Origin of the sequence: Algoriphagus sp. Y33 (genome assembly GCF_014838715.1) — a bacterium.
In the GTDB taxonomy this organism is placed as follows: domain Bacteria; phylum Bacteroidota; class Bacteroidia; order Cytophagales; family Cyclobacteriaceae; genus Algoriphagus.
On the sequence record NZ_CP061947.1, the window covers coordinates 2,315,179 to 2,327,143 of the forward strand.

Below are 11,965 nucleotides of genomic sequence, written 5' to 3' on the forward strand. Positions count from 1 at the left end.
AAATTTTAAGTAGCACACTTGAATCAGTGAAAAAATCTACTCAAACCCGACTTCTCAATATATTATTGCCGCAAGAAAAATGATTTGCCAAATTCTGCTTCTCGGAGGGCGGTTCAAAGGATCGGTATACGCCCCTTCTTTTACTGATAGAATTAAAACGCCAGAAACTTGCCCGGTATATCCTAGGTAAATACATCCCCAACCTTTAGAACCCGTAGATTTCTTACCGAATTGGAAAAAAAAGATCCAAGGACATAAAACACAAACCTCGACTACCCGAGTACCAAAAAATTGCCAGCTGTCATTATTCCCACTGTAAAAAGATCATCGTGATGTTCCCTAAGGATATCGGACATTCCCTTCAGTGATTTATACAATAAATTTCTGGCTGATTCAGGGTTGGAATAACCAAGGATTTCAGCTACTTCATTAATAGTCAAACCTTCAAAATAATGTAGCATGATAATTTCCCGCTGCTTGGTAGGCAATTTTTTAGATGCATTCTCAAGTATCCTTTTGGTATCTATTGTAAACTGAGTATGTATAGATTTCACATCAGGTTCTACTGTCAATTGAAATCCGTCATTCCTATCATATTGCTCTTTATAAGCAATTTTTTTATTCCTTTCCAAAGTTTTGAAAAGTTTCCTCCTAAAACATGCAAACAAATAATACTTAACAGACTCAGGCTGCTTGATCTTATCTCTCTTTTGTACCAAATTCACAAATACATCTTGTACAGTATCCCTTACAAGCTCTTTATCACGAGTAAGTTGAGTCCCATAATTGTATAGTTTGTCCGCATAAGCATCATACAATAGAACTAAGGCATCATTGCTACCCTCTACAAATTCACTCCATGTTGATTTTTCATCAATTGACTCGTCCTTCTCAAAATCCTTCCGCTCCTTTTGCTGAATAAGAAGTATATTTTTTTTTTGCAATTGTGTGAAATTTTTCATTTTGGGTAGATGTTAACTTACATATTACCATCGATTAATCGATGTTTGTATAAAATTCAAGAGTATAAAAATTATTTTCCAATCAATAAATCATATTTTCAACATACTGATCCTCCAGTATACCCCAGCCCAAAACTGCATGTTTAGAACAGAATAAAACGAGAAAATCGAAACTACCGAAGTGGGAATCTCCGCCCTTTGGTGCAAATTGTAATTGCCACACAAAAGACCAGTCTGGCGCAACATACAAAATTATTCCTAACAGTCGATTATCTTCCAATTACTTTCTTGCTGTGCAAACGGCTACAACCAAGCATCAATTATTCGCTAATGTGATGATGAAGCGGGACCATGATGCACAAAAGGAAATAGCATATTTGGACAGAATCCTGATATAAAAAACGAGAATAACGGAAACTAGGCCAGCCTTTCGTAATAAAGAGATAGGTCTAGCTTGCCGAGCCCATGCTTTGATTTGACTTCACTCTAGTCTAGATCTTCCTGAAACCAAAAAAGCCTTCCCGAGGGAAGGCTTTCAATAAAATAAGACAGTGCAACCTTATTTTACTCTTTCAACTACAGCTTTAAATGCTTCTGGGTGATTCATGGCCAGATCTGCCAAAACCTTACGGTTAAGTTCGATCTCACCTTTCTTCAATAATCCCATCAATTGAGAATAGGATACGCCGTGCTGTCTAGCACCTGCGTTGATACGCTGAATCCACAAAGCTCTGAATTCTCTTTTCTTTGCTTTACGGTCTCTGTATGCATACTGAAGACCTTTCTCATACTTGTTTTTGGCTACTGTCCATACGTTGCTACCTCTTCCGAAGTAACCTCTTGTGGCTTTAAGCACTTTTTTTCTTCTTGCTCTGGACGCTACGGCGTTTACCGATCTAGGCATAGTGTTTTGTTTTTTGACGCATGGTGTCCTGAATTATATGGATCTTGTAAACCAATGTGCCTGGTGAATAAATAAACCTTAATTAATTGATTTTTAAGCGACTGTCGAGAATCAGATTCTCAACATGTCTCTTACTCTACCTTCGTCAGACTCGTGAACCAGACCAGTTTTAGTCAAGTTACGCTTCCTTTTGGTAGCTTTTTTGGTCAGGATGTGGCTTTTGAAAGCGTGTTTCCTTTTGATTTTACCGGTTCCTGTCAAAGCGAACCGCTTCTTTGCACTGGATTTGGTTTTTACCTTTGGCATTTTGCTGTATTTATATTAGTTGAAATTTATTTCTTTCCTGCTTTCGGAGCGATGAAGATATTCATTCTCTTTCCTTCCATTTTAGGAAGTTGCTCTACTGCACCATATTCTGCAAGTGCTTGGGCAAATTTCAAAAGCAACATCTCTCCTCTTTCCTTAAACACGATGCTACGGCCTACGAAATGTACGTAAGCCTTCACTTTTGCGCCTTCCTTCAAGAAGTTGATTGCATGCTTCAGTTTGAAATTGTAATCGTGATCATCGGTATTCGGTCCGAATCTGATTTCCTTCAAAACAATCTTCGCTGCATTGGACTTGATCTCCTTCTGCTTTTTTTTCTGCTCGTACTTAAACTTCGCATAATCAAGGATTTTACAAACTGGAGGATCAACATTCGGAGAAATCTCTACAAGATCCAGATCATTTTCCTGAGCGAGTTTGATGGCTTTTTCTAGCGGAAGCAATGCGTTACCGCCTTCGACGAAATCTCCAACCAGTCTTACTTCACGTGCTCTGATTTTGTGGTTTACTTTATAAGGCTCTTCCTGTCTACCTCTATAGGGTTGTCTTTGGTTTCTCAAGTTTGCTTTGATTGTTTTTATGAAATTGGATGCAAATATCGGAATTATTTCTAATTAAGAAAAACTGAATTAAATAATACAGTATTATTCCTTACTCAATGATGCTGAAATAATGCCCTGAAAATAATTTATAAACTCCTCCGCAGAGAAATTACCTAGATCTCCTTCGCCATGTTTACGGACAGAAAGCTTTCGCTCTTCCTGCTCCTTTTCCCCTACTATAAGCATAAAAGGCACCTTTTTGACTTCAGAGTCCCGGATTTTCCTTCCAATCTTTTCATCTCTATTGTCTATAGAGCCTGATATACCGGCATCTTCGAGGAGGTATTTTATCTCTTCGGCATATTCCACATATTTCTCAGAAATAGGCAAAATATTGATCTGCTCAGGCGATAGCCATAGCGGAAAATTACCTGCACAGTGCTCAATAAGCACTGCCACGAATCTCTCCAAGGAACCAAACGGTGCTCTATGGATCATCACAGGTCTATGCTTTTGGTTGTCTGAGCCGATGTATTCCAACTCGAACCGTTCTGGTAATTGATAATCTACCTGAATAGTTCCCAACTGCCATCTTCTTCCCAATGCATCCTTCACCATAAAGTCTAGCTTAGGCCCATAGAATGCCGCTTCCCCAAGTTCAGTGACTGTATCCAACCCTTTCTCAGCCGCAGCCTCAATGATGGCAGACTCTGCTTTATTCCAAGCTTCGTCTCCTCCTATGTATTTGGATGGATTTTCAGGATCTCTCAAAGAGATTTGAGCTGTATAGTCGTCAAAACCCAGCGCTTTAAACACATAAAGCACCAAATCAATCACCTTGATAAACTCTTCTTTCACCTGATCCGGGCGACAGAAAATGTGAGCATCATCCTGAGTAAATCCCCGAACACGGGTCAATCCGTGCAATTCACCACTTTGCTCGTAGCGATATACCGTGCCAAATTCCGCATACCGAATCGGCAGTTCCTTATAGGAATGAGGCTTATGCTTATAGATCTCGCAATGATGCGGACAGTTCATAGGTTTGAGCAAAAACTCCTCTCCTTCGTGCGGAGTAGCAATGGGCTGAAAAGAATCCTTGCCATATTTCTCGTAATGACCTGATGTCTCATACAGTGCCTTGTGCCCAATATGTGGAGTGATCACCTGCTGATATCCTGCCTTGTCCTGCGCTTTTTTCAGGAAATTGACCAGACGCTCTCTCAGCAAGGTACCCTTCGGCAACCAAAGTGGAAGGCCTGCTCCTACTTTCTCTGAGAATGTAAAAAGCTCCAATTCACGGCCCAATTTTCTATGATCACGTTTCTTTGCCTCTTCCAACAAAGTCAGGTAATCCGTAAGCTCTTTGGCTTTGGGAAAAGTCACACCGTAGATACGGGTCAACATTTTTCGCTTCTCATCACCTCTCCAATACGCTCCGGCTATATTTGTCAGCTTCACAGCTTTGACAAAACCGGTATTGGGAATATGCGGTCCACGGCAGAGATCCACAAAATTTCCCTGTTGGTAGAACGTAATTGAACCATCCTCAAGCCCTTCTAAAAGGTCAAGTTTGTATTCATCCCCTTTCTTCCGGAAATAGTCGACTGCGTCTTTCTTAGAAATATCAGCACGGATGTACTCATTCTTCTCCCGGGCCAATTCAATCATTTTCTTCTCAATGGCTTCGAGTTCCGAACCGTCCAGTGTTTTATCCCCGAAATCCACATCGTAGTAAAAACCTGTTTCGATCGGAGGACCGATACCGAATTTGATCCCCGGATGAAGCGCTTCCAATGCTTCTGCAAGCAAGTGGGCTGAAGAGTGCCAGAAGGTATTTTTACCTTCCCCGTCATTCCAGGTCAATAATTGGATGGAAGAATCTTCGTTGATCGCCCGGGTAGCATCCCAAACCTGTCCGTTTACTTTTGCGGCTAGAACGTTCCTGGCTAAACCCTCGCTGATACTTGCAGCAATCTGTAGTCCGGTAGTTCCCTTTTCGTACTCCTTCACAGTGCCATCCGGAAGGGTAATTTTAATTTGTTGTGACATGTGTAAAATTAGTTCTGCCCATACAAAGGGGCATAAAGATCAAGTTACAAATATGCACAAGACGGATGCAATCAAAAAATATATGGGAAGGGAATATAGAAATGAGCGCTTATTTTATGTTTGGCCACATAGATCACTGAGGAGACACTGAGGAGACACTGAGAGATTAGTTAGTTTTGTCACGGAGCTGATGGTCAAGTAGGTTAGTATCAAGCCGGCTTTTAGAATATAGTGATGTAGGCTTATTTCTTCACGGTGTAGATAATCAACACTGGATTTTCAGAGTCTTTCGCGGCAAAAGCTGCTTGTCCAAAGCTTTTCCCTTTGCCTTTCACATATTCCTCAAAGCCTTCCTGGCCAAGCTCTGCTCTCGTTTTTTCCAGCGTTTCAAATAGGGTTTTTCGTGGAATTGTAAAACCTACTTGCCCGTCTTCAAATTGATGCAGAATAGATAGGGATCGAAACCTTCATTAAGAACATCAGTAATCCTTCCCTTAATTACGCTAGTCTTTTGGCTTTTTCTATCAAAAAACACATTATAACTCTCCTCTTTGTAAGTAAATCCTGAATAAAGCTGGGATTCATTAATAAACCAATTATTCGGTACAAAGTATAATTGTGCTTTTTTGTTAATAAAATCAAGCTCTTGCGATGGATTTAGAGCTTCACTATTATTTCTCAGTTCATCTATACTTTGTGCGTAATCCCTCTAGTCAAATTCAAGTTTTGGACTAAAAATCTTTGAATTTATCCGGTAAATCGTATCATTAAATGGCATTGCGAAATACAGCCATTTTTCAGATTTTTGAAGAACTTTCCTGGTAGAGAAATTTCCGTAAAATCCCTCTTTTCTATCAAGGTAGAACTTTCACTGTATCCTGAAATGTCTCCGATACACTTTCCACAAAGTGCTCACCTGGTTCTCTTGTGTCATTAAAAAAGTAATATCGATTTTCATCTTCGGAAAACACTCCAGTATCAGTAGGCCTAGCCAGCTTTTCTTTCCTGAGAAATTTACCATCCAGATCAAACCACATCAGCTTGGGAGGATAAATACCCAGAAACAAAATTTCGCTTCCAACTAGTGCAGCATCATCAAATTCTAAATATTGACGGCCCTTCACCAGAAGCATCGATTTTAGAAAGATATTTTCCAGACATGTCAAATAGCTTAACACATTCACAGTCATAAACATCCAATGTAAATATCTTGTCCTTATGGAAAAATACTTTTTGTAAACCTCACAATTACGCATCCTTCGAACCCTCCTTCAGCCAGATATATTCAATATTAGGTTCAAAGAATTCAGAGAGTTTCCCTTCTCTAGCTTCTGAGAGATCAACTTTAATGAGTTCTAGCCCCTCTTTCGATTGTGCTGAACTATTCTCCCGATCTGAGGAACAGGAAGTAAAAAAACCAAATAGTAGGAAAATTATAAATAGGCAGACATTTTTCACCTTCTAAATCTAGCGAATAGAATCCAATCCCTAAAGAATAATCTGTCCCGATATTTTGACTGCAAATGGCTTAACATCAGGATTATCCAAGTAAGTCATTCTATGGAAGAAATCTATTCTGAAGAATTTAAAGATATTCTCTATCCCGTAACCCAATTCCACATAAGGCTTGGTGGGATCTAGTCTACCAAAGCTCGGTATCGGGTTACCTCCCGGATCCACAGTGGGGGCGTTTGCTATGTTTTTATCACTGACAGACCCATATAGAACATTTGCATTTGCCACAGCACGCCATTTCAGTTTTTTGAGCAGTGGAACTTTATTAAGTAAAAATCCCTCGAAATAATGCCTATAGCGTAAACTTGCATACTGATCAGAGGCAAATTCATTGAAGTTCATTGTATTAAATGCAGCTGAGGTATAGAATAAGGTCTCATTTCCCAAGTGATTTTTCAACAAGGGATAAGGAACCTCCCCGAAGACTTTTCCCGCATCGAATTCGTATCGGGACACCCCAAACATTCCCATGTTCAGCCGCTGATACACGTAGAAATTCAACTTGGAATAATTGATATCTCCACTAAGCCAGTTCATCCCCTTGGTATAGCTCAAGTCGAAAATAGGCCATCTAAGTGGCCCTAAAGAGGTCCGCTCATTATCATTGATCAAAATGACTTCGTCCCGCCCGTATCTCAAGCCAAATCTTGCCTCGGTAGTTTCAAATTTAGATTTGAATTCTCTCGTCTCCTTCTCCAAATAATAAAAATCGTAGATCGGATCAAACCTCGTGAAACTCAGGTCTGAATACATCAGAAACCCTTTGAAAAACTCCCGCTGAAAATCAACTTGCTGTTTTCTGCTGAAATATGGTCTTCTCAACGTCCCAAACCTGCTGGCTGCCAAAAAGACACTATTCCCCTGCAAGCTGGAAATCTCCAACCCGACTTGGTCGATTTCTTTTTGGGTGGAAAGAGAGACAGAAGTCCAGTGCATTCTATCCAAAATCCTCGTGACTTTAGCGCTATATTTAAATTCAGCATCTTTGAACCCATAGCCCAAATAGCCTCTTAAGACCCATTTATCACTGAACTTGAGATTGGTACGAAAACCCATCCCCAGCCTCACTCCTTCTACGTCATTGTAATTGAAAAAACCAGGCCAAGGCCCTATATCCACTTTACCTATCGGTAGATAGCCTGTTCCGAAAAACTTAAGCCCTTCCGTATAAAAGCGGACAATTGGAATCCTCTTCAGCGTATCCACCATCTGCAGCACTGCAATCTCGTGCTGACTCAGCATATCCTGTCGGTTGTCCTTCCAAAACTCCTCACTTGATTCGTCAAAATCAGGCATCAGGGTCACGGATTGATTGAAGAAAGAAGTTGGCTGTGGCTCTCCTATTTTGATGCTGTCTGCCGAAGTGTAGAATTTTGCCAGCAGCCCTGCCGTTTTCGGCGTGATTTGCCCTATTTTAATCTGAACGCGGGTTTTGGAAGGAATCAATGGACCGGCAGCCGTGGGTGTAAGCTCCTGCTGGATTTTGATCCGCTCAATAAAGTTCAGATTAGCCTCTTTGGGAATAGTCAAATCCACCTGCTTCAGAGCATAAGTTTTGGTATTGATCCAAACAGTACCCGTGAATGCCAGATCCTGTTCTCTCCGAGGATAGACTTTCAGTAAATAACAGGAATCATTTCCTACCACTACAGAATCAACTAAATCGTAATCATAAAACTGTTTCCATCCATCTGCAATGGGAGACACAAAATCCTTTCCTACAATAGAAAGCCAATTTTTGTAGAAATTATATTCTTGAAAAGCAGAGCCTGTGATCTGGGAAGTAGTAGATCCATCCGTAATACCCACCCCGGTCACTTTGGACTTCTCGACCACCTCCTTTTTGAGTTCCGGATTATTTCTAAAATAGAATTTGGAGAGTGTCTCTGAAAAGAAAACCGGCAAGATCTTCTCACCTTCGTCATTGGTAAGTTGCTTAATAGAGTCTAATACCGCAGTGACTTTTTGTACAGTTTTCCTTTTGGTAAATTCCTCGGAGACATGATCAATGTCAATCTCAATTTTCGTGTAATTCTTTGTTTGATATGCGCTTAACTCCCGCTTGTCAAAGTCTTTTTTTCGATCTACTGCTTTTCGTATTATCTCAAAAGCAGGATTTTCACCAGCTTCAAAAACAAATGCCTCCATTTCAAAATCCGAAGGTTTGAGCTGGAAATTGACCGTTTGCTCAGCTACTTGCTGTAGTGCTTTTACGGCACTGATATACCCCAAATAATTTACAGAAATGCTATCTGTAAGCGTTCGGGCATCTATGCTGTAGTTTCCCTCGAAATCAGTAGAAATCCCCACCGACGTGCCTTTCAATAGCACAGACGCAAAAGGTATTGGATCTCCTGTAGCAGAGTCGGTCACTTTCCCCTTCACCACAAACTGGGCAATGGATTGGGAACTAAGCAGAAAGAGAAAAAGGAGAAAGTAATTACGAAGCATGAAGTATTGAAAGTACTGGGTGCAATTTCCTGCAAAATAAATTCATTAACCGTGCAAATTGCTAAGTAGGAAGTTAAAAATTACAAAGGATTCATAAATCCCAGTCTGTATTGAAAAGGAATATTGAATAATCCACCGATTTTTATTACCCAAAACCCATAAGCTTTACACCATTGTTTTGTAATGAATTAATCGGCCTGTGTGAATCTTATTGCAAAACCTGAGAGGATTATCCGGTTTTTTTACGCTAAACACTGGTTATATTTGGCTCCGAAAACTGGAATCATGACATACGATATAGTAATAATAGGAGGTGGAATTGTAGGGCTTGCAACTGCTCTCAAGATCCAAAAAAAACGTCCAACCCTCAAAATCGCCATTCTGGAAAAAGAAAATCAACTTGCTAAACATCAAACCGGGAATAACAGTGGAGTGATTCATTCCGGGCTTTATTATAAACCGGGCTCTCTAAAGGCTACTAATTGCATAAGCGGGTATCACGAACTAATACAATTCTGTGAGGAAGAAAAAATCCCGTTTGAAATCACGGGAAAAGTAGTGGTTGCTACAAAGGAAGAACAAAAAACATTACTTCACAACCTTTACGAACGAGGTCTTCAGAATGGCTTGAAGGGAACCAGGCACATCGCTATGGAGGAGTTGAAAGAGTATGAGCCACATTGTACGGGAGTGGCGGCACTTCATGTACCCCAGACAGGAATTGTAGATTATTATAAAGTAGCGTTAGCCTATGGAAGGAAAATAATCCAGCATGGTGGTGAAATATTCTTAAACCATAAAGTATTAGAAATTAAGCAACAAGAAGGTATTAATTATATTGAAACTTCCAATAAAACCCTGCAAAGTAAATTGGTTATAAACTGTGCAGGACTCTATTCTGATAAGGTTGCCCAGATGAGTGAAAATGATCCTATCGATGTGAAAATCATCCCGTTTCGCGGAGAGTATTTTAAACTGAAGAAGGATAGGGAGTTTTTGGTCAAAAACCTGATATACCCTGTTCCGGACCCTAATTTCCCTTTCCTCGGTGTCCACTTCACCCGAATGATGAAAGGTGGTGTGGAAGCCGGTCCCAATGCCGTTTTGGCTTTCCGAAGGGAAGGGTATAAAAAATCCCAAATAAATCTAAAAGAACTAGCAGAATCGCTGGCTTGGCCGGGCTTTCAAAAAGTAGCGGCCAAATACTGGCAGACAGGCTTTGGCGAGATGTACAGGTCTTTTTCTAAAGCGGCATTCACTAAAGCCCTGCAGCAACTGATTCCGGAAATCCGGGAATCAGACCTTACTGAAGGCGGAGCCGGTGTGAGAGCCCAAGCTTGCGACCGTACGGGTGGACTGTTGGATGATTTTTCTATCAAGGAATCTTCTCATACTATCAATGTATTAAATGCCCCCTCTCCGGCAGCCACCAGTTCGTTGGCAATAGGCGGAACTGTGGCTGAATTGGCACTTAAAAGATTTGAGTAAATCTCCGGAAAAAATTTACAACTTTTGTGCAAGTCTTCCTGGCTTGTGCCGGCGGGCAATGCAGTCTTCAGCCTGTACTGAAGAAAAATAGTCCTAAAATAAACAGCCTGAAGACTGTATTGTAATAGGTCTAAGTCATGAGACTTAGACCACACGTAAGCGCCGTGGTAGGATCTCTCGAAGTAAACTTAAACCTGAGTATTTACCGAATCAGGCAAGTATCTGTTGGCAAGCTTAATCATTTCATCTCCTTTTACCAGATCGCTTGCACTGAGCTCTGAAGTGTGCTTGTGCCCAGAAGCTCCCAGAAGTTCCTGGACAGCATGCACCGTGTTTTTGTGAAAATTGTAAACCCGTTCGGATTTGTCTGTGATCACCAACCCTCTAACCAAACTCGCTTTTTGGGTAGCTACCCCCGTAGGACACTCATTTGTATTGCAACGAAGCGCTTGGATACATCCCACACTAAACATAAATCCTCTAGCAGAATTGCATAGATCAGCGCCAAGAGCGATATTTTTTAGTATTGCAAAAGCACTGATAGCTTTTCCCGAAGCAATAATTCTGATTTTATCTCGAATTTGAAATCTCTCTAATGTCATTCTGACAAATATCAGTGCGGGTTCCAGTGGTAATCCCACACTGTCTGAAAATTCCAGCGGTGCTGCACCGGTTCCCCCTTCTGCTCCATCCACTGTGATGAAATCGGGAAAGACATTTTTCGATACCATCTCCTTACAAATCGCCAAAAACTCTTCGGTTCGTCCAATACAGAGCTTGAATCCTACAGGTTTTCCTCCTGACAACTCCCTTAACTTAGTGATAAACTCAAGTAGTTCTGAGGCATTGGTAAATGCACTGTGTGCGGGAGGTGAAAGAATCGTCATGCCTTTCACCACACCCCGTATTTTGGCTATTTCCTCGGTGTTTTTCACTCCGGGAAGCACTCCTCCGTGCCCAGGCTTTGCACCTTGGGAAATCTTTATCTCTATCATTTTTACCTCCGGCCAATTTGCCTTCTCTGTAAATTTCTCGGCACTGAAATTCCCATGCTCGTCTCTGCATCCAAAGTATCCTGTGCCGATTTGCCAAACTAGATCCCCTCCTTCTCTGTGGTGGTCGGATATTCCTCCTTCTCCGGTATTATGGGAAAAACCGCCCTTTTTGGCCCCAAGATTCAGTGCTTTGACGGCATTTGAACTGAGAGAACCGAAGCTCATCGCCGAGATATTGAAGATGGATGAAGAATAAGGTTGCTTACAGGAGTCATTCCCGATAGTTACCCGAGGATCTTCATCCTGCGTATGTACAGCGTATATAGAATGCCTAAGTCCTATATAATCTTCCCCATTGATATCTTTTTGAGTTCCAAATGGATGCGAATCATTGACATTCTTGGCACGCCTGTATACCAGAGAGCGAATATTCCTGCTAAATGGACTTCCATCCGTATTTGTTTCGATAAAATACTGTTGGATTTCGGGGCTGATTTTCTCCAGCAAATAGCGAAAGTGTCCTACTACAGGGAAATTTCTCAAAATAGCATGTGTCTTCTGATTAACGTCATAAAGCCCTATGGCAAAAAGAATTACAATAATTCCAAGTATAAAATATCCAAATTTGAACTGGACAAATTGGAAATACCACATCAGGAAAAATGTCAGTAATGATAGCAAGATCAGACTACCGAAAAACACTCTTTTCATATTGGAACAGTTTGTTGA

10 protein-coding genes are annotated in these 11,965 nt (G+C 40.9%); 1 reads left to right on the forward strand and 9 read right to left on the reverse strand.

Annotated features, from left to right (window positions below):
- Positions 1-272: 272 nt before the first annotated feature.
- From ID165_RS09450 to ID165_RS09480, 8 genes are all read right to left on the reverse strand, one after another.
- On the reverse strand, positions 273-962 hold the full coding sequence (locus ID165_RS09450) for an RNA polymerase sigma factor (RefSeq protein ID WP_192350094.1): 690 nt from the start codon (positions 960-962) through the stop codon (positions 273-275).
- A 559-nt stretch (positions 963-1,521) separates the two neighbouring features.
- A complete protein-coding gene (rplT, locus tag ID165_RS09455; protein ID WP_057936299.1) occupies positions 1,522-1,866 on the reverse strand; it encodes a 50S ribosomal protein L20 in 345 nt (114 codons plus the stop codon).
- Between the two features lie 111 nt (positions 1,867-1,977).
- Positions 1,978-2,172: a 50S ribosomal protein L35 gene (gene rpmI / locus ID165_RS09460; protein ID WP_087941465.1), complete on the reverse strand. Its 195-nt coding sequence runs from the start codon at positions 2,170-2,172 to the stop codon at positions 1,978-1,980.
- 26 nt (positions 2,173-2,198) lie between these two features.
- Entirely contained in the window at positions 2,199-2,753 is a 555-nt protein-coding gene (infC, locus tag ID165_RS09465; RefSeq protein ID WP_192350095.1) for a translation initiation factor IF-3, read from the reverse strand.
- An 84-nt stretch (positions 2,754-2,837) separates the two neighbouring features.
- Entirely contained in the window at positions 2,838-4,787 is a 1,950-nt protein-coding gene (thrS, locus tag ID165_RS09470) for a threonine--tRNA ligase (RefSeq protein WP_192350096.1), read from the reverse strand.
- 854 nt (positions 4,788-5,641) lie between these two features.
- Positions 5,642-5,920: a hypothetical protein gene (locus ID165_RS09475; protein WP_192350097.1), complete on the reverse strand. Its 279-nt coding sequence runs from the start codon at positions 5,918-5,920 to the stop codon at positions 5,642-5,644.
- Positions 5,883-5,987, reverse strand: coding sequence for a hypothetical protein (locus tag ID165_RS27090; RefSeq protein WP_370539743.1), 105 nt, complete (start codon positions 5,985-5,987; stop codon positions 5,883-5,885). The genes ID165_RS09475 and ID165_RS27090 overlap by 38 nt, the downstream gene beginning before the upstream one ends.
- 288 nt (positions 5,988-6,275) lie before the next feature.
- Entirely contained in the window at positions 6,276-8,753 is a 2,478-nt protein-coding gene (locus ID165_RS09480) for a DUF5686 and carboxypeptidase-like regulatory domain-containing protein (protein ID WP_192350098.1), read from the reverse strand.
- 285 nt (positions 8,754-9,038) lie between these two features.
- On the opposite strand from ID165_RS09480, the gene lhgO reads away from it, so the two are divergent.
- Positions 9,039-10,241, forward strand: coding sequence for an L-2-hydroxyglutarate oxidase (gene lhgO, locus ID165_RS09485; protein WP_192350099.1), 1,203 nt, complete (start codon positions 9,039-9,041; stop codon positions 10,239-10,241).
- A 188-nt stretch (positions 10,242-10,429) separates the two neighbouring features.
- On the opposite strand, the gene ID165_RS09490 is transcribed toward lhgO, so the two are convergent.
- Positions 10,430-11,947: an FMN-binding glutamate synthase family protein gene (locus ID165_RS09490; protein ID WP_192350100.1), complete on the reverse strand. Its 1,518-nt coding sequence runs from the start codon at positions 11,945-11,947 to the stop codon at positions 10,430-10,432.
- Positions 11,948-11,965: the final 18 nt, after the last annotated feature.

Excerpts from the sequence above, each read along its gene's own strand:
- ID165_RS09450 (WP_192350094.1), bottom strand. The coding sequence starts at position 962 with ATGAAAAATTTCACACAATTGCAAAAAAAAAATATACTTCTTATTCAG.
- rplT (WP_057936299.1), bottom strand. The coding sequence starts at position 1,866 with ATGCCTAGATCGGTAAACGCCGTAGCGTCCAGAGCAAGAAGAAAAAAA.
- ID165_RS09475 (WP_192350097.1), bottom strand. The coding sequence starts at position 5,920 with ATGCTTCTGGTGAAGGGCCGTCAATATTTAGAATTTGATGATGCTGCA.
- ID165_RS09490 (WP_192350100.1), bottom strand. The coding sequence starts at position 11,947 with ATGAAAAGAGTGTTTTTCGGTAGTCTGATCTTGCTATCATTACTGACA.
- ID165_RS09480 (WP_192350098.1), bottom strand. The coding sequence starts at position 8,753 with ATGCTTCGTAATTACTTTCTCCTTTTTCTCTTTCTGCTTAGTTCCCAA.
- lhgO (WP_192350099.1), top strand. The coding sequence starts at position 9,039 with ATGACATACGATATAGTAATAATAGGAGGTGGAATTGTAGGGCTTGCA.
- thrS (WP_192350096.1), bottom strand. The coding sequence starts at position 4,787 with ATGTCACAACAAATTAAAATTACCCTTCCGGATGGCACTGTGAAGGAG.
- rpmI (WP_087941465.1), bottom strand. The coding sequence starts at position 2,172 with ATGCCAAAGGTAAAAACCAAATCCAGTGCAAAGAAGCGGTTCGCTTTG.